Annotated in this window: 16 protein-coding genes; 10 read left to right on the forward strand and 6 right to left on the reverse strand. The window is 65.9% G+C overall.

The features are described from left to right. The first annotated feature begins 3 nt into the window (after positions 1 to 3). Both IFT67_RS05725 and IFT67_RS05730 read left to right on the forward strand, forming a co-directional pair. Positions 4 to 840: a helix-turn-helix transcriptional regulator gene (locus tag IFT67_RS05725; protein WP_192145434.1), complete on the forward strand. Its 837-nt coding sequence runs from the start codon at positions 4 to 6 to the stop codon at positions 838 to 840. Between the two features lie 173 nt (positions 841 to 1,013). Continuing rightward, entirely contained in the window at positions 1,014 to 2,147 is a 1,134-nt protein-coding gene (locus IFT67_RS05730) for an endo-1,4-beta-xylanase (RefSeq protein ID WP_192145436.1), read from the forward strand. Here IFT67_RS05730 and IFT67_RS05735 read toward each other — a convergent pair. From IFT67_RS05735 to IFT67_RS05755, 5 genes are all read right to left on the reverse strand, one after another. Next, positions 2,144 to 3,709: a rhamnogalacturonidase gene (locus tag IFT67_RS05735; RefSeq protein ID WP_192145438.1), complete on the reverse strand. Its 1,566-nt coding sequence runs from the start codon at positions 3,707 to 3,709 to the stop codon at positions 2,144 to 2,146. The two genes, IFT67_RS05730 and IFT67_RS05735, sit on opposite strands and share 4 nt — an antisense overlap. A gap of 69 nt (positions 3,710 to 3,778) precedes the next feature. Beyond that, on the reverse strand, positions 3,779 to 6,928 hold the full coding sequence (locus tag IFT67_RS05740) for a TonB-dependent receptor domain-containing protein (RefSeq protein WP_244647171.1): 3,150 nt from the start codon (positions 6,926 to 6,928) through the stop codon (positions 3,779 to 3,781). Positions 6,929 to 7,234: 306 nt separating this feature from the next. Beyond that, entirely contained in the window at positions 7,235 to 8,380 is a 1,146-nt protein-coding gene (gene lldD, locus IFT67_RS05745) for an FMN-dependent L-lactate dehydrogenase LldD (RefSeq protein WP_192145440.1), read from the reverse strand. A gap of 2 nt (positions 8,381 to 8,382) precedes the next feature. Further along, the gene (gene lra1, locus IFT67_RS05750) at positions 8,383 to 9,147 is read right to left on the reverse strand and encodes an L-rhamnose 1-dehydrogenase Lra1 (RefSeq protein WP_192145442.1); all 765 of its coding nucleotides are present in this window, start codon (positions 9,145 to 9,147) and stop codon (positions 8,383 to 8,385) included. Positions 9,148 to 9,159: 12 nt separating this feature from the next. Then, positions 9,160 to 9,975 (reverse strand): IclR family transcriptional regulator, encoded by an 816-nt coding sequence (locus IFT67_RS05755; RefSeq protein WP_192145444.1) that lies wholly within the window; start codon positions 9,973 to 9,975, stop codon positions 9,160 to 9,162. 127 nt (positions 9,976 to 10,102) lie between these two features. On the opposite strand from IFT67_RS05755, the gene rhmD reads away from it, so the two are divergent. From rhmD to IFT67_RS05790, 7 genes are all read left to right on the forward strand, one after another. Beyond that, positions 10,103 to 11,287 carry an L-rhamnonate dehydratase gene (rhmD, locus tag IFT67_RS05760; RefSeq protein ID WP_192145446.1) on the forward strand — a complete coding sequence of 395 codons (1,185 nt, stop codon included), beginning with the start codon at positions 10,103 to 10,105 and terminating at the stop codon, positions 11,285 to 11,287. 10 nt (positions 11,288 to 11,297) lie between these two features. Next, a complete protein-coding gene (locus IFT67_RS05765) occupies positions 11,298 to 12,155 on the forward strand; it encodes a 2,4-didehydro-3-deoxy-L-rhamnonate hydrolase (RefSeq protein WP_192145448.1) in 858 nt (285 codons plus the stop codon). Then, entirely contained in the window at positions 12,152 to 12,913 is a 762-nt protein-coding gene (locus IFT67_RS05770) for an SDR family NAD(P)-dependent oxidoreductase (protein WP_192145450.1), read from the forward strand. Before IFT67_RS05765 ends, IFT67_RS05770 begins: the two co-directional genes overlap by 4 nt. A 76-nt stretch (positions 12,914 to 12,989) precedes the next feature. Continuing rightward, entirely contained in the window at positions 12,990 to 13,922 is a 933-nt protein-coding gene (locus IFT67_RS05775; RefSeq protein WP_192145452.1) for an amidohydrolase family protein, read from the forward strand. Further along, positions 13,919 to 15,031 (forward strand): L-rhamnose/proton symporter RhaT, encoded by a 1,113-nt coding sequence (gene rhaT / locus IFT67_RS05780; protein ID WP_192145454.1) that lies wholly within the window; start codon positions 13,919 to 13,921, stop codon positions 15,029 to 15,031. The genes IFT67_RS05775 and rhaT overlap by 4 nt, the downstream gene beginning before the upstream one ends. Beyond that, a complete protein-coding gene (locus tag IFT67_RS05785) occupies positions 15,028 to 16,617 on the forward strand; it encodes a glycoside hydrolase family 43 protein (RefSeq protein WP_192145456.1) in 1,590 nt (529 codons plus the stop codon). The genes rhaT and IFT67_RS05785 overlap by 4 nt, the downstream gene beginning before the upstream one ends. Beyond that, positions 16,617 to 18,206 (forward strand): MGH1-like glycoside hydrolase domain-containing protein, encoded by a 1,590-nt coding sequence (locus IFT67_RS05790; RefSeq protein WP_192145458.1) that lies wholly within the window; start codon positions 16,617 to 16,619, stop codon positions 18,204 to 18,206. The genes IFT67_RS05785 and IFT67_RS05790 overlap by 1 nt, the downstream gene beginning before the upstream one ends. A 149-nt stretch (positions 18,207 to 18,355) precedes the next feature. On the opposite strand, the gene IFT67_RS05795 is transcribed toward IFT67_RS05790, so the two are convergent. Further along, positions 18,356 to 21,487, reverse strand: coding sequence for a TonB-dependent receptor domain-containing protein (locus IFT67_RS05795; protein WP_244647172.1), 3,132 nt, complete (start codon positions 21,485 to 21,487; stop codon positions 18,356 to 18,358). Positions 21,488 to 21,757: 270 nt separating this feature from the next. On the opposite strand from IFT67_RS05795, the gene IFT67_RS05800 reads away from it, so the two are divergent. Further along, positions 21,758 to 22,750 (forward strand): glycosylasparaginase, encoded by a 993-nt coding sequence (locus IFT67_RS05800; protein ID WP_446740794.1) that lies wholly within the window; start codon positions 21,758 to 21,760, stop codon positions 22,748 to 22,750. Positions 22,751 to 22,755: the final 5 nt, after the last annotated feature.

The raw sequence follows: 22,755 nt of genomic DNA on the forward strand, positions 1-22,755 counted from the left end.
ATCATGGCCGGCCAGACGACCAACCCGCTCGGCACCTATCTTCGCGATCGCCGCACCCGCCTCGACCCGGTGGCATTCGGCTTCGTGGGCGGGCGGCGACGGACCCCCGGATTGCGGCGCGAGGAGGTGGCGAGCCGGGCGAACATCAGCCCGACCTGGTATACCTGGCTGGAACAGGGCCGCGGCGGGGCGCCATCCGCAGACGTGCTCGACCGCATCGCGAAGGGGCTGATGCTGACCGAGCCCGAGCGCGAGCATCTGTACATGCTGGGTCTCGGCCGGCCGCCGGAAGCACGCTACCGAGCGGTCGACGGTATCAGTCCGCGCCTGCAACGGACGCTCGACGGCATGCCGCTCAGCCCGGCAATCATCAAGACGGCGCTGTGGGACGTGGTCGGCTGGAACCGGGCGGCCGCGCTGATGCTGACCGACTATTCCAAACTGCCGCGCGAAGGGCGCAATATCCTGCGCCTCATGTTCGGCAACGATCGCGTGCGTGCAAGAAATGCGGACTGGGAGGCCATAGGCCGGTTCGTGGTCGGCGCCTTCCGTGCGGATGTGGCTCGCGCGGGTGCCGGTACCAGTGCGGAGGCCGCTCGGCTGGTTGCCGAACTGAGCCGGATTAGTCCCGAATTCGAAGCATTCTGGCGGGACAACGACGTCGTCTCGCACGGCGAGGGAGTGAAGCGGATCCATCACCCCGATGCCGGACTGCTCGAAATGGAGTTCTCGTCGTTCACCGTGGAGGGGCGCCCCGAACTGGGCATGATCATCTACAATCCAGCCTCCCCCGCATCCGCCGAACGCCTGCGCGCGCTGGTCGAAGATCTAGATCGTTGAACGAGCGCGCATCGGTGCCGTCGTGCTCCGGAACCTCCGTCCAGGTTGCGCATAATCCCGATGGGTCAAATGGCTGATGGCCGCGTTGAACGCCTGGGTGCGCAAGTGATAAGCCGGCTGGCAAGCATAGCAATGATCGTCGCGACGTAGCGCGGCGGCAGTCAGGAGCAGCGATGACAGTCGATCGACGGGCGATGATACTGGGCGGAGCGGCCTTGGCACTGACTTACGGCTCGGCGCGTCTCGACGCGATGTCCACCCCGTCGCTGGCCGCCCTGGCGCGCGCGAAGGGTATCCGCTTCGGCAGCACGATGGGCGGCTCGAATTTTGCGAACCCCGCGTACCGCGCCCTGAACGCCGCACAATGCGGCCTGGTCGTTCCCGAAAACGCCATGAAATGGGTCGCGCTACGGCCCGATGCCCGCAACTTCGATTTTCGTGCAGCGGATGCGATCGTCGCATGGGCGCGGCGGGCCGGCCTCGGGGTCCGCGGTCATACGTTGCTCTGGCAATTCGAACGCTGGATGCCGGAATGGACTCGGACGCACGATTACGGCGCGAACCCCAAAGCCGAGGCGGTGCGCCTGCTGGTCGATCATGTCGATACCGTCGTCCGGCGCTATGCCCCTGCGGTCGACAGCTTCGACGTCGTGAACGAGGCTGTCGATCCCGACACGGGGCTGTTGCACGAGACCGCATTGTCGAAACATCTCGGTGCCGAAGCGGCGATCGATCTTGCCTTCCACACTGCAAGAGCGGCGGCACCGCGCGCGCAGCTCGTCTACAACGACTTCATGAGTTGGCAGTCGTACGACGGCCGACACCGCGACGCGGTGCTACGACTGCTGGAAGGGCTCGTGAAACGCGGGACGCCCATCACCGCACTCGGTGTGCAAAGCCATCTCGGCAGCAAATACAGCGAGGCGCCGACGGGCCTCGGCGCCCTGGACGAAACGGCGTGGCGCCGTTTTCTCGACGAGGTGACGGGAATGGGGCTGGACCTGCTCGTCACCGAACTCGACGTCCACGACAATCCTCTGCCGAGCGCCATCGGCCTGCGCGATCGTCAGGTGGCTGCGCATACCCGCGCGTATCTCGATCTCATGCTGTCCTATCCGCAGTGCAGGACGGTGATGTGCTGGGGGCTGAGCGATCGGTACAGCTGGCTGCAGGAGTTGCGGCCGCGCCCGGATGGACTGCCAAAGCGCCCGCTACCGTATGACGCGGCGTTCGCGCCCAAGCCGATGCGCGACGCGATCGCCGCGGCGTTCGCTGCAGCCGCGCCACGAAAGGCGACGTTCGCCTAGACGGTACCGGTGAACGGCCCCTCGATACGGCGATCGCTGCGCCCGCGCGCGTCGACGCTGGAGAAGGCGCGCACCTTGTCGAGCGAATAGCCGACGCCCGCGGGCAGCCGCATGCCGGCGAAATCGGCCTCGACGACATCGTCCAGTCGGATCGCGGGTCGCGGATCGGGCGCTGCGGTGGTCACTTCCACGCCGCGCATCGACAGTCCGCGCACGTGGCGCGCGAAAAAGCCGGTCGCGGGAAGGTCGCCGAACATCGTCGCTTCGGGGTAACCGAGCTCGGCTTCGGGCGGGCGCAGCGTCGCCATGCTGGCGGGCGCGCCGCCGACATGGTGGAAATGGCTGTCCGAGATCGCGATGTCCTCGATCGGATGATCCGCAAGCCCTGCGATGACCGAAGGCAGCATGTTCGCGCCCGAACTTACGACATTATCGATCATCACGCGCTTCAGGCTGCCGATCGGGCGACCCGCAGGACCGCGCATCCGCTTGCCCAGCCGCAGGAAGATCGGCGCATCGACGATCCCTCGCATCGTCATGTTCGAGACCGCGATATCCTCGATCACGCCACCGTCGACCGTCTCGAACGCGAGACCGCGGCTGTCCTCGAAAATGCAGTTGGTGACCGTGATGTTGCGGAACCCGCCATTGCTCTCGGTGCCGCACTTGATACGGCCGTGGATCTTCGGCGCGAACGCCGGCGGCATCCGGCGCCAGCTGCCGTCGAGCACCGACCCGACCTGATAATTACCCATCACGACGCAACCGGAGATCGTCACGTTCTCCGTGATCCGCGCCTCGCCGAGCGCGAAGCTGCTCTTCGGGCAGATCGCGTCGTCCCACGGCGCGTTGACGGTGCAATTGCTGACGCGGACGTTGCGGCAACAATCGATGTCCATGCCGTCGCGGTTGGTGTCGATCAGCAAATTGTCGATCGTCATATTGTCGACGCCGGTCGCGAGGATCGCGAACCAGCCGCCCTCCAGCATGCGGAAATCACGCAGCGTGACGCCGTGGCAATTCTTGAGGCCGATCGCCTTGTTCGCGGTGCCGGGACCGGTCGGGTCCGACAGCCAATTGTCCTTGCCGTCCCCTCGTCCGAGGCCCTTGCCCCAGATCAGGCCACCGCCGAGGATCGCGATATCGTGAAGCCCCTCGCCCCAGATCAGGCTGTTGCGCCAGTGGCTGTGACCGAAGTCCTGGAAACCGGCGATGGCCGGATCGATCGGCTCGGCATGGTCGTAGCCGCGTGTCGTCGTCGGCGCCGCGGCGAGCAACGTCGCGCCGTTTTCGATGTAGAGCGTGACCGTGCTTTTCAGCCTAATGGTGTAGCAGGCATAGGTACCGGGCGGGATGTAGACGGTACCGCCGCCTTTGGTCGCGACGCTGTCGATCGCACGGTTGATCGCATCGGAGTCGATCGCGATGCCATTGCCCTTCGCACCGTAGCGGCGAACGCTGGTCCACCCCTCCCCCGCCGCGAAGGCCGGCACGGCGGCCATCGCCGACAGTGCGGCGCTGCCGACGATCAGCGCGCGACGATCAAGCGGAGTGGCGAACATAGGGCTCTTCCCGGAAAACTGAGAAAAAGGAGGCGCAGGTACGAGACCTGCGCCTCTAGGAGGGGACATCTAGAACTTGAGCGACGCGCCGAGGAAGAACTCGGTACCGAGCACGTCGTAGGTCGACGAGAAGGTGTTGGCGTTCGGCCCCTGCGTCGTGATCGGGGGCTTGTTGTTGAACAGGTTGTTCGCGCCGCCGAACAGCTCGATGTTCTTCAGGAGCGCGGCCGTGAAGGACAGGTCGAAATAATTCTCCGCCCCGAGCTTCGGATAGACGAGGCTGTCGAGCGTCGGCGTCGACGCCGATCCCTGTCGCAGCGGCACGACGTAGCGATCGTTGGTTACCGGACCGATATAGCGATGCCGCAGCGACAGGCCGAAATCGCCGGTCGTCCACGTCACGCGCGACGTACCGCGCCACCGCGGCAGCGGTTGTCCGCACGTGGTGCCGAACGATCCGGCGCACTTGTTTTCGAGTGCGGGCAAGGCCGCGACGGGGACCGAGTCGAACTGTGCCAGCCAAGTATAGTTGGTGCCGATCTCGACACGGCTGCTGGTGCCTAGGCCCGGCAGGCCAAAGCCCAGGTTGAAGGCATAGCGCGCGGCGAAATCGATCCCCGATGTCTTCAGTTCACCGGTGTTCGCGTTGAGCACCTGCGCCACGAACGGATCGTTGATCTCACCCGAGGACGGGTTGCGCCTGATCGCCCGGCAGAACTCGCTGCTCGCGTCCTGGATGACGTTGTAACACAGGTTGAGCGTGTTCTGCAGGCCACCACCGAGCGACGAGATCGCACCCTTCAGTCCGACGTTGAAGTAATCGACGCTGAGGAACAGCCGCGGCATCGCGGCGGGCGTGACGACGACCCCGAGCGTGTAGGTGTCCGATTTCTCCGCGCCGAGGTTTGCGTTGCCGCCGAAATCGGCTGGAATGATGTTGTTGGGCTGCACGCTTCCCGTGAAGATCTGCGCGGCGGGAACGCCGGTCGCAGCACAGATCGCGCGGACCGCCGCGGTCTGCTGCGCCACCGCGCCGCGGTTCGAACAGGGATCGGTCGCAGCCCCGACGACGCGCGTCGTGCCACCGAACAGTTCGGCGACGCTCGGCGCACGGATCGCGCGCTGATACTGGCCGCGGAAGGCGATATCGCGGTTCACCCGCCAGTCGGCGCCGCCGAGATAAGTCCACTGCCCGCCCACACCCGACAGGTTGTACTTCGAATACCGGAACGCGCCATTGGCGACGAGGCTTTCGATGAACGGCGTGTTGTGGATCAGCGGTACGCGGACTTCGCCGAACACCTCCTTGACGGTGGTCGAACCGCGCGTCGGCAGGCCCGGGTTGAAGCCTGCGACATCGCCCGACGACAGGAACGAATCCGGCGTGAACTGTGCGCTCGTCTTGCGCCATTCATAGCCATAGGAGAATCCGACCGGCCCCGCCGGCAGCTTGAACAACGTGCCCGTCAGATTGCCCTGCGCGACCTGCTGCGTCGCGACCGTCGAATTGGTCGCGCCGATGCGGATCGCCGACGCGCACGCCTCGGAGACGTTGGCGCCGAAGATGTTGCACACCGGCGCGGCGCCGCCAGCGGACAACAGGCTGGCCTGAAGGCGGCTGCGCGAGATCGCGTTCTGGAGCAGCAACGTGTCCTCGCTGCGCGCATAGGTGTAATAGACGTCGTACTTCAGGTCGGTCAGAACGGTGTCGGAGACGCTGCCGAGATCGCCGCGCAGGCCCCATGCACCGCGGAAGACGTTGCGTCGTTCGCTGGCAAGGCGGGGGCCGACCTCCGAATAGCGGCGGCCCGCGGTCAGTACCGCCAACCCGTCGCCGCGCGTCGTCGTGCGCGTCGCCGTGCCGCTGGTCACGGTGGTCGTGCCCGTCTCGGCAAGATCGAGTTGCTGGAGGACGCCCTGCAGTGCGGGCGTGAGATAGGGATTATTGACGTTGAACAGCGTCGGCACGCCGACGTTGGTCGGCGCCAGTCGCGCGTTCACCTCGTTGTTGCTGTAGTGAAGCTCGGTATAGCCGGTGATATGATCGTTGAAGTCGTAATGACCGAAGCTGTTGATCATCCACCGTTCCTGCGGCTGGATCAGGTAGTTGTCCGGCCCAAGATTGAAATCGTCCTGCGGGGTGAGCGCCGGGCGCGCGGCGGTGCCGCCACCGTTGAACGTGAACCCGCGCGAACCCAGCGCGCCGAGGCCGGCGGCGGCGTAAGCGGCATTCAGCGCTGCATTGGAGCCACCCGCCGCCGGTATCCCGGAAAAGCGGCCGTTGGGAATGTCGCCGCTACCACCGCGAACGAACCCGAGTTCGCCGCCCGCAGCAACGCAGCCGTTCGTGCCGACCGACGTGAAGGGCGTACCGGCGCGGTCCGGACTGCTCGTACCGCGCACGACGCAACCGTCATTGAGTGAATCGAACGCGAAACTGCCGCGATCGCCGCGCGTGATCGCGCCGCGCTTGAGGTAGTTGCCCGATACCACGAGGTTGCCGCGGTTCTCCGCGAAGTTGCCGCCCAGCGTCAGATCGGCGTTGTACACCGGGGTACCGGTCGCGCGGTCCATGTTGAGCTGCGCGCGCGCTTCGACGCCTTCGAAATCGTCGCGGATGATGAAGTTGACGACACCGGTGATGGCGTCCGAACCGTAGACCGCGGACGAACCGCCGGTGACGATTTCGGTACGCTGCACCAGCGTTGACGGGATCGTATTCAGATCGACCACCTGTTCCGGCCCATAGATCGCGAAACGGCGACCATTGACCAGCACCAGGTTCCGCTGCGAACCGAAGCCGCGCAGATTGACGTCGGCAAAGCCGCCCGGAACGGTGTTCGAGGTGGCGCTGCCGAGCTGCGAGCCGACCGCCTGCGGGATCTGCGACAACGTCTTTTCGATGTTCACGTTGCCCGACAGCTTGATGTCCTCGGCACCGACGACGCTGACGGGGGTCGACGCATCGAACCCGTTTCGGGCGATGCGCGAGCCGGTCACGACGATGTCCTCATTGCCCGCGCTCGCCGCGCCTGTTTGCGGCAGATCGGCCGCGGCAGCGGGAACAGCATCCGCGGACTGGGAGACCGGAGCGGCAGGGTCGCCGGCGCCTGGTTGCGGCGCCGTCTGGGCGCTCGCGGGTGCGGAAAGCATGATTCCGGCGAGCGCCGAGAGAACGGTACCACCAAGCAGCCGGCGGCGGGCAATAGTCAAATGCATCGCAATCCTCCCCTAAAGACGCCCGGCGCAGCGCGACCGGTGTCGTTGTCGTCCCATTGTCCCGGCGGGTAGCCCGCTCTGTCGCGATCCGATGGTAGCGATATCACCGCTTGACCAATAAATCCCGTATATTGAGACTGATATCTATCTTGTGAGATTTACCGAGTCAAGCCGGTACGACGAGGTGAGGAAATGAGCGAAATTCCATCTCCGCTTCGGCCGACTGAGTGGAGCGGTTCGATACCGCCACGGCATCGCATGCGCGTAGATAGGGGGCGATGGGTGGCCGCTACCTGTGCGACGCGACTAGCGAACCAGGATGTCGGGCGTGATCTTGGTCAGATCGGTGCAGCCGGTCAGGGCCATAGCGACCCGCATCTCCGCTTCGACCAGCGCCAGCATCCGCGCGACGCCGGCTTCGCCGTCCGCAGCCAAGGCGAACGCCCAGGCTCGCCCGAGCATCACGCCTCTGGCACCGAGCGCAAGCATCCGCACGACATCCAGCCCGGTCCGCACGCCGCCGTCGACCAGCACGGTCAGCCGATCCTCGACCGCCGCCGCTATCGGCGGCAGCGCCATCGCGGTCGATGGCACGCCGTCGAGCTGGCGACCGCCGTGATTGGAGACGACGATACCGTCCGCGCCCAGTTCGGCGGCCTCGCGTGCGTCGTCCGCGTCGAGAATGCCCTTGATGATGAGCGGCCCGTCCCAGTTCTGGCGGATGAAATCGAGATCGCGCCACGTCACGGTCGGATCGAAATTACCGCGCATCCACGCGAAGAAATCCTCCAGCCCCGTGCTGTCGCCGAGCAGCGGCGCGATGTTGCCCAGTTGATGCGGACGACCGCGGACGCCGACGTCCCACGCCCAATGCGGTCGCCTTGCCGCCTGCCACATCCGACGTAGCGCGCCGGCCCTGCCCGCCGATCCGGCCAGCCCCGATCGATAGTCGCGATAGCGCGATCCCGGCACCGGCATGTCGACGGTGAACACCAGCGCCGAACACCTTGCCGCCTTCGCCTGCTGGATGAGATCCTTCATGAAACCGCGGTCGCGGATCATGTAGAGCTGGAACCAGAACGGCCGTTCGCTAGCGCGCGCGACTTCGTCGATCGGGCAGGCGGATACGGTCGACAGGCAGAATGGCACGCCTGCCGCAGCCGCTGCACGCGCCGCCTGCACTTCACCGCGGCGCGCGTTCATCCCCGCCAGCCCGATCGGCGCGAGGGCGACCGGCAGCGCCATCCGCTGACCAAACAGCGTCGTGGACGGATCGATCGTGCCGATGTCGCGCAACACCCGCTGTCGCAACATGACCTTTTCGAGATCCGCCGCGTTTCGGCGCAGCGTCGTCTCCGCGTAGGAACCGCCATCAATATATTCGAACAGGAAATGCGGCAGCCGTCGTCGCGCCCGTTCGCGAAAATCCAGCGTGGAAGCGGCCTCACCCATTGCTATTGAAGGTTCACGAACGCGCCACCGTCGACCAGCAACGATGCACCGGTGACATAGCGTGCGAGATCCGACGCGAGGAACACGACCGGGCCGACCAGATCGTCGGGCTCGCCCAACCGGCCGAGAGGGACGCGCGCGGCCATCCGCGCGCGCTTGTCGGCGTCGGCCAGATCGTCCTTGTTGATGTCGGTCAGGATGGTGCCCGGAAGAACAGAGTTACAACGGATACCGTACCGCCCCAGCGCGATCGCGGTCGACTGCATGAGAGAATGCAGCCCGGCCTTGGTAGGTGTGTAATGCGTCTGGTATTCGCCGCCGACCAGCGCCGAAATCGACGACACCGCGACGATCGCGCCGCCCCGTCCCTGCGCCACCATCTGGTTCGCCGCCGCCTGGACCATGAAATACGCACCGTGCAGATTGACGCGCATCGTCCGCTCGAACGTCTCGACCGGCATGTCCAGGAACGCGTGGAACGGACAAATTCCGGCGTTGTTGACGAATACGTCGACCTTTCCGAACGCATCGACCGCGCGCACGATGAAATCCCTGGCGGTCGCAGGATCCGCGACATCGCCCTGTACCGCGATCGCGCGCCGGCCCAGCGCTTCGATCTCGGCCACCGCCCCCGCGGCCCCTGCCTCGTCGCGCGCGAAATTGATCACGACGTCGGCGCCGTGTCGCGCCGCGCCGATCGCGACCGCGCGACCGATCCCCGCCGATGCCCCCGTCACCAATAGCGTCTTGCCGTCGAGCATTCCCATCGCGTCCTGTCCTTATTTGGGTTCGGGTTCGGACCAGCCGAGATCGAGGCTGATCGCCTGTGCGGTTCCACGCACCTCGTCGGTCAGACCTGCCATCCGCTCATCGTCCATATATTGCGCCGCGCTGGACACGCTGATCGCGCCGACGATCCGGCCGCTCGCGTCGCGCACCGGCGCCGCGACGCAGCGGATCAGATCCTCGTTCTCCTCGAGGTCATAGGCATGGCCACCCGCGACATAGCCCTGCATCCGCGCCTGCCAGGTCGGGAAATCGATCGGTCGCGCGCCGCTGCCGCGATCCTCCGCCACCATTGCTGCCCAGCCTTCCGGCGCGTCGTCGAGCAACAGCGCCTTGCCGAGCCCGGTCGCGGTCAGCGGCTGGCGGTCCCCCACCCGGCTGCTGATCTCGACCCGGCGCCGCCCGGGAATCTTGTCGAGATAGAGCGCGCGGTCCCGGTCGCGCACGCCGATGTGCACGGTGTCCTCGGTCGACGCGGCGAGGCTTTCGAGATGCGGGCGCGCGACCTGGACGATATCGGTTTGGCGTTGTGCGGCAAAACCCAGCTCGAGCAGCTTGGGCCCCGACAGATATCCGAGACGCGGCGTGAAGGTAATGTAGCGGCGCTCGATCAGCGCGGTCGCCAGCCGGTGCGCGGTCGATCGCGTCAGCCCGAGCCGGCTCGCGAGGTCCGCCAGCGTCACCGGACCATCGACCACCGCCTCGATCACGTCGAGGCCGCGCAACAAGGTCTGGCTTCCCAACGACGCCCGAGCGGCGGCATCCGGTTGCGCCTGTTGCGAAGAAGCATTTGACGGATCATTTCTCATTTAATAACATCCATTCCCATAATATGGAAGATAGCGTAGCGGCTGGCAAGCATTCGAGTGAAAACTCGTACCGCATGATGGAACGACGTATCTGCCTTTTCGCGAAAGCAGGAAAGAGAGGAACCGCATGGGTCTGTCCCGCATCAAGCATGTTCGCGCTTTCACCGTGCGTGGTGGCGGCGCGGATTATCACGATCAGGGCGCCGGCCACTGGATCGACGACCACATCGCCACGCCGATGGCGCGCTATCCCGAATATCGCCAGTCGCGGCAGAGTTTCGGGATCAACGTGCTGGGCACGCTGGTCGTCGAGATCGAGGCGGAGGATGGCACGATCGGCTTCGCAGTGACGACCGGCGGCGAGCCCGCCTGCTACATCGTCGAGAAGCATCTCGCGCGCTTCCTCGAAGGACGAAACCCCGCCGAGACCGAGAAGATCTGGGACCAGATGTATTTCTCGACGCAATATTACGGCCGCAAGGGGCTGGTCATCAACGCCATTTCCGGGGTCGACCTCGCGCTGTGGGACCTGATCGGCAAGCTGCGCGACGAGCCCGTCCACCAGTTGCTCGGCGGCCCGGTCCGCGACGAACTGCAATTCTATGCGACCGGCGCGCGACCCGATATCGCCAAGGAGCTGGGGTTCATCGGTGGCAAGCTGCCGCTGCATCACGGACCCGCCGAGGGGCTTGAGGGCCTCAGGAAGAACGTCGAACTGCTCGCCGAGATGCGCGAGAAATGCGGACCCGACTTCTGGCTGATGTACGATTGCTGGATGGCGCTCGACGTCGATTACGCCACGCGCCTCGCCATCGCCTGTCACGAGCACGGCCTGAAATGGATCGAGGAAGCGATCAGCCCCGACGATTACTGGGGCTATGCCGAACTCAAGCGCAACGTCCCCAAGGGCATGCTGGTGACGACCGGCGAGCATGAGGCGACCCGCTGGGGCTTTCGCATGCTGATGGAGATGGAGTGCTGCGACATCATCCAGCCGGATGTCGGCTGGTGCGGCGGGATCACCGAACTGCTCAAGATCAGCGCGATGGCCGATGCGCGCGGCAAGATGGTCGTGCCGCACGGCTCGTCGGTCTACAGCTATCACTTCGTCATCACGCGCCACAATTCGCCGTTCGCGGAGTTCCTGATGATGCATCCCGGCCCTACCGAGGTCGTGCCGATGTTCGCGCCGCAACTGCTCGGCGAGCCGGTGCCGATCAATGGCCGGATCAAGGCCAGCGCGCTCGACAAACCGGGCTTCGGCGTCGCGCTGAACCCCGACATTCCGCTCCACCGCCCCTACACGCACTGAGGATATCGTCATGAAGCTCTGCCGCCACGGCCCGAAGGGTGCCGAAAAACCGGGAATGATCGACGCAGACGGCCGCATCCGCGACCTGTCCGCGATGATACCCGACCTGACCGTCGACGCGATCGCTGGCGTTGCCGATATCGACCCCGCAGCGCTGCCTCTGGTCGAGAACGCGCCGCGCTACGGCGTGCCTGTTGCGGGGATCGGCAAAATCGTCGCGATCGGCCTCAACTACCGCGATCACGCGATCGAATCGGGCCTGCCGATCCCGACCGAACCGATGATGTTCATGAAGCCGCTGTCGAGCCTGTCCGGTCCGAACGATCCGGTGATGCTGCCGAAGGACTCGACGCATAGCGATTGGGAGGTCGAACTGGGCGTCGTGATCGGCAAGACCTGCTGCTACGTCGACAAGGCCGATGCGATGGATCATGTCGCCGGCTACGTCCTCGTCAACGACGTGTCCGAGCGCTTCAACCAGAAGCAGCGCGGCTCGCAATGGTCCAAGGGCAAGGGGCACGACACCTTCTGCCCGGCCGGCCCCTGGCTGGTGACACCCGACGAGATCGGCGATCCGCAAGACCTGGCGATGGCGCTCGACGTCAACGGCGAGCGGATGCAGACCGGCAACACCAAGACGATGATCTTCGCGATCGACGAACTGATTTCGTACGTCAGCGAATACGTCACGCTGGAGCCCGGCGATCTGCTCATCACCGGCACCCCGCCCGGTGTCGGCGAGGGCAAGAAACCCACATCGATCTTCCTGAAGGCCGGTGACACGATGCACCTGGCGATCGACGGACTCGGCGAGCAGACGCAGATGGTCGTGGCGTGGCAGCATCCACGCGATGCGGTGACCGCATGAGCCTGTACGCGGGCCGCTTTGCCGGTCGGACGGCGATCGTCACGGGCGGCGCGTCGGGTCTGGGCAAGGCGGTCGCGGCGCGGATCGTCGCGGAAGGTGGCCGGGTCGCGCTGTGGGATCTCGATGCGGACAAGCTCGCGAGCGCGGGGGCGGAGATCGGCGCAACGCATGTCGAGGCGCTCGACGTGGCCGATGCCGGGGCGGTCGAGGCTGCGGCGACGGCCACGCATGCAGCCCTTGGTTCGGTCGACATCCTGATCTGCGCGGCGGGCATAACCGGCGCCACCGCCCCCGTGCACGACTATCCCATCGACAGCTGGCAGCGCGTGATCGACATCAACGTCAACGGGCTGTTCTATTGCAACCGCGCGGTCGTGCCGCTGCTGCTGGCGAACGGCTATGGCCGGATCGTCAACGTCGCATCGGTCGCGGGCAAGGAAGGCAACCCCAACGCGTCTGCCTATTCCGCGTCGAAGGCGGCGGTGATCGGCTTCACCAAGTCGCTCGGCAAGGAACTCGCGGGCAAGGGCGGCCCCGGCGGGATCGTCGCCAACGCGATCACGCCGGCAACCTTCGAAAGCCCGATCCTCGAGCAACTGCCGCAGAGTCAGGTCGATTACATGCGCGGCAAGATCCCGATGGGGCGGCTCGGCGAAGTCGACGAATCCGCGGCGATGATCTGTTTCATGGCCTCGGACGAATGCAGCTTCACCACCGCGTCCACGTTCGACACGTCGGGGGGCCGCACGACCTTCTGACGCTCCGCCGACCACGACCCACGTCTTACGGTCACCGGTAAAAACCGGGGCCGCCCGTTCCAGAGAGGATAGCGGCATGGCCGTGATCGATCCCGTCCCGTTCGTCGATGCCCATGTCCATTTCTGGCAGCCGGGTCGGCTGGACTATGCGTGGCTGACGCCGCCTTTCGCGGACGATGGCCCGAACGGCAACGTCTCGCCGATCGCGCACGATTACGGTCCAGCGGACTATCTGGACGAGGCTGCGCGCTGGAACGTCGTCGGCGCGGTTCATGTCGAGGCTGGTGCGGCGCCGTCTCAGGCGATCGCGGAGACCGACTGGGTGCAGGCCGCCGTTGCAACGCAATCCTTGCCGACCGCGATCGTCGCCTTCGCCGCGCTCGATGCACCCGATATCGACGCGCAACTCGCCGCACAGGCCGACCGCCCGGCGGTCCGCGGCGTCCGCCAGATCGTCAACTGGCATCCCGATCCGAACCGGACCTACACGCCCCGAGACATGACGACCGACGAGCGCTGGCAACACGGCTTCGCGCGCCTTGCCGATCACGACCTGTCGTTCGACCTGCAAGCCTATCCCGGCCAGTTCGCGACGCTTGCCAAAATGATCGAACGGCACCCCGACATCCCGGTATTCCTCAATCATGCCGGCATGGGCGTCGACGGCGAAACCGACTGGCGCGACGGCCTGCGCGCGCTGGCCCGGTTGCCGCACGTGGCGATCAAGCTGTCCGGCCTCGGTTTCGCGCTCCGCCCCTGGGACGCCCGCGCAGCGCGTGACCGTGTCCGCCGCGCGATCGACCTGTTCGGCACCGACCGCGCGATGATGGCGAGCGATTTCCCGACCGACCGGCTGTTCGCTTCGTTCGACGATACGCTGGCGATGCTCCACGATTCGGTAGCGGACCTGTCCGAAGACGAACGCCGCGCACTGTTCGCGGGCAACGCGAACCGCCTCTACCGCCTCGGGCTCGACCTCGCCCCCGCTTTCGACGGAGACGTCCGATGACTCCCAACCCGCTGCTCGGCGTCGGTTTCCATTGGCTTGGCGGGCTCGCGTCGGCGAGTTTCTACGTCCCCTATCGCGGCGTGAAGCGCTGGTCGTGGGAGATCTACTGGCTGACCGGCGGGATCGTCTCGTGGTTGATCGCGCCCTGGCTGTTCGCCGCGTTGCAGACCGAGGATCTGCTGGGTGTGCTGGCGGCGGCGCCCCGCCGCGCGATCCTGTGGCCGATCGTGTTCGGCATGCTCTGGGGTTTCGGTGGCCTCACCTATGGTTTGACGATGCGCTATCTCGGGCTGTCGCTCGGCATGGCGGTCGTGCTGGGGCTGTGCACCGTCTTCGGCACGCTGATCCCACCGCTGTTCCAGGGTGATTTCGCGGCGAAACTGCTCGACACGACCAGCGGACTCATCGTCCTGCTCGGTCTCGGCGTGACCCTGCTCGGGATCGTGGTCGTCGCGCTGGCGGGCGCGCGCAAGGATGCAGCGCTGTCGGTCGAGGCGAAGCGCGCCGCGGTCGCCGAGTTCGACTTCCGCAAGGGGATCGGCGTCGCGATCTTCTCGGGAATCATGTCGTCCTGCTTCGCGTTCGGGCTGGCCGCGGGCGAACCGGTCCGCGTGCTGTCCGCCGCCGCCGGTACCGGTCCACTCTGGACGGGCCTTCCGGTGCTCTGCCTGGTCATGTTCGGCGGCCTCGTCACCAACGGCATCTGGTGCACGATCCTGATCGCGCGCAATCGCAGCGCCGGCCAGTGGATCGGACGCGCAAGCCGGATCAGCAACGCCGGCAGCGACATCGGCACCGACGTCGCTCCCGACGTCGACGGGGGCCGAACGCCGCTCGTCGCAAACTTCCTGCTCTGCGCGGTCGCCGGTCTCGCCTGGTATTTCCAGTTCTTCTTCTACACGATGGGCGAAAGCCAGATGGGGCGGTTCGGCTTCTCGTCCTGGACGCTGCACATGGCCTCGATCATCATCTTCGGCACGCTCTGGGGCTTCGCGTTTCGCGAGTGGCGGGACGCAGCACCACGGGTCCGCGCGACCGTCTGGGGCGGCGTCGCGCTGCTGGTGCTGGCGACCGTCATCATCGGCTACGGCAACAGGCTCGCCGCATGACGCGTCTCGCACTCGTCCTGGCGCTCGCCGCGGTTCCAGCAATAAGCGCGGCACCTGCGACCTATACCAATCCGGTGATCTTCGCGGACTATTCCGATCCAGACGTCATCCGCGTCGGCGAGGACTATTACCTCGTCGCGTCGAGCTTCCACTTTTCGCCCGGGATACCGATCCTGCATTCGCGCGATCTGGTGCATTGGCGCATCCTCGGCCACGTCCTGCCGCGCCTGCCGTTCGCGCCCGAATACGACATGCCCGGCCCCCACACGCTGACCGACGCGATCTCGAAGCCGGTCGGCGGCACGCGCTATGCCGGCGGCGTCTGGGCACCCTCGATCCGCCATCGCGCCGGACGCTTCTACGTCTATTGGGCGACCCCCGACGAGGGCATCTTCATGGCCACCGCCACGCGTGCAGGCGGCCCGTGGAGCACGCCCGTCAAGGTGATCGACCAGCCGATGCTGGAGGACCCGTGCCCGTTCTGGGACGATGACGGCACTGCCTGGCTGATTCATTCGCGCCACGGCGCGGGCCCGTTGATCCTTCACCGGATGAGCGCGGACGGCACCCGCGTCCTCGATGCCGGCACGACGATCGTCGAGGACAAGGTCAACCTCCCCATCCTCGAAGGCCCCAAACTCTACAAGCGTGACGGCTGGTATTACATCCTCGCGCCGTTCGGCGGGGTCGAGAAGGGTGCGCAGGTCGCCTTGCGCGCCCGCGACATTCGCGGCCCTTACGAACAGCGCGTGGTGCTGCGCCAGGGCACGACTAAGCTGGAAGGACCGCATCAGGGCGGCTGGGTCGAGACATCGTCCGGGCAAGGCTGGTTCGTGCACTTCAACTCGACCGGCGCATTCGGCCGGATCAGCTATCTCGAACCGCTGCGCTGGATCGACGGCTGGCCGCTGATCGGCGCGCCTATACCTGGCTCCAGCGCCGGCCAGCCGGTCGATCGCCACGCGGTCCCGGACACGCGGAACAGTCTCGCGCCGTACCGCCTGCAAGCCTCCGACGAGTTCTCCACCAGTACGCTGGGTCCGCAATGGGAATGGAACCACAATCCCGACGACCGCGGCTGGAGCCTCCGCGCGCGTCCCGGCTTCCTGCGCCTGACCGCGTTACCCGCCGAGCATCTCGTCACCGCCCGCAATACGCTCACCCAGATCCTGCAAGGCCCATCGAGCCGGATCACCGCGCGCCTCGATCCACGCCGGATAGTTGACGGGCAACGCGCCGGGCTGTCTCTGTTCGGCGTTCGCCCGAGCTGGATCGGCCTCGTCCGCGCGGCGGGCAAGACGCGCGTAACGCTCGCACACGAAGGTGTGGAGACCGCCGGCCCCGTGCTCACCGGCCCCCGCATCGACCTGCGCGCCGACGTCACTGCTGACCAGCGCGTCGCCTACAGCTACAGCCTCGACGGCAAGACCTTCGTATCGATCGGCATGCCGACACCGCTCGCGCGCTTCTCCTGGTGGAAAGGGTCGCGCCCCGCGCTGTTCACCTTCACCCGCGACAGGCCGGGCGGATCGATCGACGTCGACCGCGTGGTGGTCGATACGCCCATTCCTGCCGGGAGATCCTGATGGACCGCCGCCACTTCCTCGCCGGGACGACCGCCGCCGTCGCGACGCTCGCCCTGTCCCGCGCCGCCATCTCCGCCACGCCGCCCGAAACACCGGTCTTCAAGACCGCGAACACACGCTGGCAAGCGACCTACGACAAGGCGCTGGCTGTGCTCGCCGCCAATGTCCGGACCATGCCCTATGTCAGTGCCCCGGTGCTGATCGAAGGCGCGACCTATCAGGGCATCTGGCAGGAATGCGGACCGCACGAAGCACTCGTCTATCGTCACTGGCGTCCCGACGTCGCGCGCAACAGCCACACGACGTTCTTCGACCTGCAACGCGCCAATGGCCAGTTGCCGGCGAACAACAAGATCACGGAAACGAGCTTCGGCCAGATTCAGATGGTCGTGCCGATCGCCGCCACCGCCTGGGAACTCGCGCGCGCCACCGGCGACGAGGCCCTGCTCGCCCAAGCCTATCGCGCCTGTTCGGCATGGGACGATTGGCTCGTGCGTCATCGCAACACGCGCGGCACGGGCCTGATCGAGGGGTTCTGCACCTATGACACGGGCCACGACAACAGCCCGCGCTGGGCCGGGATGCCGAACCAATGCCCGAACAAGGACGCCGCCACGCATCACCCGATCGCGTCGTTGCCGCGTCTTTGCCCGGACCTGTCGGCGACCGTATTCGGCGCGCGCCGCGCGCTGGCCGCGATGGCGCGCGCGCTGGGACACGCCGACGAAGCAGCCCGCTGGGACGAACGCGCGGAGGCGATCCGTCGCCTGATCCTGGCGCGCCTGTACGACGCGGCGGACTCCGCCTTTTACGACCGCGATCCGCAGGACCGGTTCGTCCGCGTGCGCGGCGACGTCATCAGCCGGGTATGCGGCGAGCATGTCGTCGACCAGCCGATGTTCGACCGAATCTGGCAGCAGCAGCTCGGCAACCCCAAGGCGTTCTGGAGCCCCATCCCGCTACCGTCGATCGCGCTCGATGACCCCAGCTTCGTCCGGCCGATCCCCGCCAACAGCTGGGGCGGCGCGTCGCAAGCCCTCACCGCATTACGTGCGGGGCGGTGGTTCGATCATTACGGTCGCTCTGCCGAATTCGGGACGATGATGACCGCGTGGTGCGACGCGATCCAGGCGGACGCGTCGATGCGCCAGCAACTCGATCCGCTGACCGGCCGCTTCACGCAGGAAGACGCACCCGGCTATTCCCCCGCCGCGCTGGTGATGGTCGATTATACCTGGCGGCTGGTCGGTTTTCACGAGGACGCGGACACGATTCACTGGAACATCCGCCCGAAACATCCCGCGGCAAAGGGCACGATGCTGAGCCGCCGGACCGACGACGGGCGGATCGCGACGATCCACTATAGCGCCCAAGGCGCCACGCTGACGCTGGACGGCACGAGAGTTGCGCGCATCGACGACGGTGCAGTCCGGTTGACGACCGACAGGAATGGCAACCCCACAGCATTACGGGGTATCGAGCCAGGCCTCCAAAGAATACGCCTGTCCGTAGCCAATCGATCGCCGGTTCATATGGATCTAGCGGCGAATACAGACTACCCATTCAACCGGATACGCGAAAACTTTTAGTATCCACCCCGCGTCAGAGGCCAAGCCGACCTTGCCGTATGGCCGCAAATACGTACGGGCGCTGGCGCGGATCGGCCATTTTGCTACCGCGTAAGTGGCCTCCATAAAAACGGCCCGCCGCGAACGGCGAGCCTTTATGCGCTATCCGATCAGAACTTGACGGTCGCACCGACTGACAGGCTGCGGCCCAGCGAGTCGTAGCGCTGCGGGATCGTGTTCGTACGCGCGAGGGCGACGTTGTACGAGTCCGGAACGATCGGGGCGCTCTTGTCGAGCAGATTGTTCGCGATCAGGCGCAGCGAAAACGCCTTGTCGATCGCGAAGTTGAGCGCGAGGTCGAAATAGCTCTTGGGCGAGACGCGGAAGTAGCTGGTCCGCGCGCGCGCATCGGTGCCGCCGATCGCCGGATCACCCGAATTGTCCGCGTTGGTCAGCGATCCGACATAGCGCCAGTTGAACGAGGCGCTGAAGCCGCGGTCGAGCGTCGTGTAGGTTGCGCGCAGGCCATGCGACCATTTCGGGATCAGCTGGCCGCAGCCATTGCCGTAGTAGCCGGCGCAGTTGCGGGTCGGCTGGAGCGGCGAGTCCTGCCCCCCTGCAAACGTCGTCAGCGAGCCGTTGAAGCTCCAATCGATCTTGCCCGCGCTGGCGAGATCGAGCGTGTACTGTGCCTGGAAATCATAACCGCGCGCGATCGACTTGTAGAAGTTGGTCGTGCCCTGGCGGATGAAGCCGGTGGAAGGGTTGGTGCCAGCCGGCGAATAGAGCGTGCCCGTGCCCGGGTTGCGGACGATGCCCTGACAGAAGAACGCGTCGCCGTTCGAACGCTGACAGCCATCGGTGTAATAGCTGAAATCATTATAGCCGAGCGAGTCGTCGATCTTGATCTTGTAGCGATCGACCGAGAAGACCAGCCCGCGCACGAACCGCGGCTTCACGATCAGGCCATAGGTCTGCGTGTAGGCGGTTTCGGGATCGGCGGTGAAGCCACCCGAGCGTACCGTACATCCGGTCGCACCGGTCGACGCGTCACCCGGGCAGATCAGCGTCGGGCTGCCGTAAAGCGCGTCGGACAGGCCGGTCGCGCGGCATACGTCGCGCGAGGCGATCGGCGTGCCGTACGTCACACCGCCATTGGGGTTGCTGGTGACGGTCGGCGCGCAGAAATCGTTGATCGTACCCGATCCGCCGCGTGCGAACTCGACGTTCGTCGCCTGGCGAATTTCGGTCACCGTCGGTGCGCGCTGTGCCTTGTTGAACGAGGCGCGGAACGTCAGGTCGCTGACCGGCGCGTATATGCCCTCGATCTTCCAGGTGTTGAACGTGCTCGGATTGCTGCTGTACTTCGAGACACGGTAGCCACCGTTGGCCTGCAGCAGATCGGCGAAGCGCTTGTGCTGGACGAGCGGCACCTGCACTTCGACGTTGGCCTCCCAGACGTCCTGCTTCAGGTACGTGTCGTTGCCGCCGAGGCCTGCGCGATACACGCTGTCAGCGGTCGATTTGAGCGTATCCTTGCGGTACTCCGTCCCCAGCGCGATCGCCACGCCCTGCTCCGCGAACGGTGAAGTGATGCCGTATTTGCCGAGGTCGCCGGTGACGTTAGCCTGGACGTCGTACAGCGTGCCCGTGGTGACCGATGTCCCTCGGTCATACAGGTAGTCGATGAGCGCCGGATTGGTGTTGCCGGCGCTGAACGCGTCGAACGGGACGCAGGCGGCATCCGTGGTCGTGGCACAGGTCGGTGCGGCGCGCGTGCCGCCGACGTTGATCGCGTTCTGCAGGTTGGTCGCGTTGACGAAGCTCGGCGTGTAATCCTGACGGTTGCGGGCATAGACGCCGCCGACATCGTAGGTCCACGCGTCGCCGGCCTTGCCACGAAGACCGCCGGTAAGGCGCACGCCGGTGTTCAGATAGGTGTCGGGCTGATCATTGCCCTCGCCCAGACGATAGCGAAGGTCGATGGGCGCCGTCGTAGCCGTACCAGCCGCGGCGCCGCAGATCGCGGTCGCCTGCGACCCCGACAGGAACGGGTTGTCGCAGTTCACCTGGACGCCGCCGCCCGCGATCGCCGGGTAGTTGTTGTACGACTTGTCGCGGAACCAGATGCCCGATGCGTACAGCTCGGCGTCCGGTGCGATGTCGAGGCTGACGAAGCCGCCGGCGTTCACGCGCTCTGACGGACGCTGATACGCGTAGTTGCTGAAATAGTTCGAGGCGTTGCCCGCGCCCGGACCGAACGGAACGAACGTCCGCGTGCCGTTGGGGTTGTTGACGTATTGCGCGTTGGCGTTCGCACCGCTCTGCGGCGTGATGAGCCCACTGGTCGAGCTGCTTGGCGTCAGACCGCACGACAGCGGCGCGTTCAGCGTGGTCTGCGTCAGGTAGCACCCCGAGTTCGAGCGCTCCGACAGCAATACCGGATCGGTATGCTTGTAGTTGACGAACCCGTTGATCCGCAGCGCGCCGTCGAACAGCTTCTTGCCCGCCGTCACCGTGACGTCGACCCGGCCACCATCGTTGGTCAGGCCGCGCGGGCTGCTGAAGCCCGATGCGCGCGCCAGCGACGACACGACCGTGTCCTTGTTGTTGTGATTGTAGAGATTGTAGTTGCCGTCGATCTGAAGCCCTTCGAAATCCTTCTTCAGGACGAAGTTGACGACACCGGCGACCGCGTCCGAACCATAGACCGACGAGGCGCCGCCGGTCAGCACGTCGACGCGCTCGAGCAGCGACGGCGGAATGATGCCGACGTCCTGCCCGTTTTGCGTGCCGAGGCGCTTGCCGTCGATCAGCACCAGCGTACGCTCGAACCCGAGGCTGCGCAGCTTGATGCGCTGGCGACCGTCGGAGTCGTTATAGGTCTGCTGGCTGTCCGGCGCGATCTGCGGAAGGCGGTTCAGTACGTCCTCGACGTTGACTGCGGCCTGTGCGCGGATGTCCTGCGCGGTGACCGAGGTGATCGGCGCTGCGGATGTCGTGTTCGGCCGCTGGATGCGCGATCCGGTCACGACGATCGCACCGCTCGACTGGGCATCGCTCGACTGGGCATCCCGGCTGGTCTGATCGGCGGCTGCGGTCGCGGTCGTCGCATCGGCCTGGACCTTGGCGTCGGCGGGGGTCGTCGCCGCTGCCTGCGCGGGCGTCACGGCCGGTGCATCCTGCGCCGTCGCGGGTGCATCCTGCGTCGTCGCGGACAAGTCCTGCGCCAGCGCGGGTAAGGCCGAAAAGACGAGAGAACCGACGAGTGCGATCCGCGAAACAGAATGGCCGAAGTGCATACCTACCCCTTTTCAATGCCCGATCGCGCACTGGCGTTGTGTCGGGTTGCGCTAACAGGTTTCGTCAAATCGGGATTTCAGTCAATGCCTAAACAATACCTTTATGGAACATTTGCGATAAAATGTTTCAAATCGGCGTCACGACTGGCGGGGCGACTTATCCTGCGATAGCCTGAGCATCTCAACCGGATAGCGGATCACGCTGGAAGGGAGGCGATGGGGGATCACATGGCGAACACGCGCAGATGGTTGCTGGCAGGCTTGGGCAGCATGGGAACGATACCATTCGTGACCGCGCGGAGCGCGGCGGCGAACACGATGGGTGCAGGAACGGCGCCCGACTCCGCGGCCTCTGGCGCGGTCGTCCTGTCGACATGGGATTTCGGCGCCGCCGCCAACGCAGCAGCATTCACCCGCCTGGCCAAGGGCGGCTCGCTGATCGACGCGGTCGAGGCTGGCGCGATGGTCCCCGAAGCCGACCCCAGCAATCATAGCGTCGGCTATTCGGGATATCCGGACCGCGATGGCCATGTGACGCTCGATGCCGTCATCATGGACGACGCGGGCGGCGTCGGCGCGGTCGCGGCGCTGGAGAACACGGTGCATGCGATCTCGGTCGCGCGACGGGTAATGGAGCGAACGCCGCACACCTTCCTCGTCGGCGAGGGCGCGACGCGGTTCGCGCGCGACCAGGGGTTCCCGCAACGATCGCTGCTCACGCCCGAGTCGGAGAAGGCGTGGCGAGACTGGCTGAAGACCGCGAAATACCAACCCGAAGCCAATAGCGAGAACCGCGTCACGCGCACGCCCGGCGGCGCACTCGATCACGACACGATCGGCCTGCTCGCGCGCACCGCGGACGGTCGCATGGCAGGCGCGTGCACGACGTCAGGCATGGCGTTCAAGATGCGCGGCCGTGTCGGCGATTCGCCGCAGGTCGGATCGGGCCTGTACGTCGAGGCAGGAGTCGGCGGCGCCACGTCGACGGGAGTCGGCGAGGAGGTGACGCGAGTCGCAGGGTCCGCGCGCGTCGTCGCGTCGATGCGCGGTGGCGCGTCGCCGCAGCAGGCGTGCGAAGAGGTCGTCCGCCATATCGCCCACCTCCGCGGCGACGCCATTCGCGGCGTCCAGGTCGGATTTCTCGCGCTCGACACGAAGGGCAATGTCGGCGCGTTCTGCCTGTTGCCCGGCTTTACCTATGCCGTCACCGACGCGCGCGGCACGACGACGGTGCTGAAAGCCAACTCGCTGTTCAAGGCATGATTGGT

The organism is Sphingomonas sp. CFBP 13728 (genome assembly GCF_014841895.1).
GTDB lineage: Bacteria > Pseudomonadota > Alphaproteobacteria > Sphingomonadales > Sphingomonadaceae > Sphingomonas.

What these genes read in the sequence shown, in the direction of transcription:
- IFT67_RS05800 (WP_446740794.1), top strand. Translation starts at nt 21,758, where the DNA reads ATGGGAACGATACCATTCGTGACCGCGCGGAGCGCGGCGGCGAACACG.
- rhmD (WP_192145446.1), top strand. Translation starts at nt 10,103, where the DNA reads ATGGGTCTGTCCCGCATCAAGCATGTTCGCGCTTTCACCGTGCGTGGT.
- IFT67_RS05775 (WP_192145452.1), top strand. Translation starts at nt 12,990, where the DNA reads ATGGCCGTGATCGATCCCGTCCCGTTCGTCGATGCCCATGTCCATTTC.
- IFT67_RS05785 (WP_192145456.1), top strand. Translation starts at nt 15,028, where the DNA reads ATGACGCGTCTCGCACTCGTCCTGGCGCTCGCCGCGGTTCCAGCAATA.
- IFT67_RS05790 (WP_192145458.1), top strand. Translation starts at nt 16,617, where the DNA reads ATGGACCGCCGCCACTTCCTCGCCGGGACGACCGCCGCCGTCGCGACG.
- IFT67_RS05770 (WP_192145450.1), top strand. Translation starts at nt 12,152, where the DNA reads ATGAGCCTGTACGCGGGCCGCTTTGCCGGTCGGACGGCGATCGTCACG.
- IFT67_RS05730 (WP_192145436.1), top strand. Translation starts at nt 1,014, where the DNA reads ATGACAGTCGATCGACGGGCGATGATACTGGGCGGAGCGGCCTTGGCA.
- lldD (WP_192145440.1), bottom strand. Translation starts at nt 8,380, where the DNA reads ATGGGTGAGGCCGCTTCCACGCTGGATTTTCGCGAACGGGCGCGACGA.
- IFT67_RS05755 (WP_192145444.1), bottom strand. Translation starts at nt 9,975, where the DNA reads ATGAGAAATGATCCGTCAAATGCTTCTTCGCAACAGGCGCAACCGGAT.
- IFT67_RS05795 (WP_244647172.1), bottom strand. Translation starts at nt 21,487, where the DNA reads ATGCACTTCGGCCATTCTGTTTCGCGGATCGCACTCGTCGGTTCTCTC.
- IFT67_RS05735 (WP_192145438.1), bottom strand. Translation starts at nt 3,709, where the DNA reads ATGTTCGCCACTCCGCTTGATCGTCGCGCGCTGATCGTCGGCAGCGCC.
- rhaT (WP_192145454.1), top strand. Translation starts at nt 13,919, where the DNA reads ATGACTCCCAACCCGCTGCTCGGCGTCGGTTTCCATTGGCTTGGCGGG.
- lra1 (WP_192145442.1), bottom strand. Translation starts at nt 9,147, where the DNA reads ATGGGAATGCTCGACGGCAAGACGCTATTGGTGACGGGGGCATCGGCG.
- IFT67_RS05765 (WP_192145448.1), top strand. Translation starts at nt 11,298, where the DNA reads ATGAAGCTCTGCCGCCACGGCCCGAAGGGTGCCGAAAAACCGGGAATG.
- IFT67_RS05740 (WP_244647171.1), bottom strand. Translation starts at nt 6,928, where the DNA reads ATGCATTTGACTATTGCCCGCCGCCGGCTGCTTGGTGGTACCGTTCTC.
- IFT67_RS05725 (WP_192145434.1), top strand. Translation starts at nt 4, where the DNA reads ATGGCCGGCCAGACGACCAACCCGCTCGGCACCTATCTTCGCGATCGC.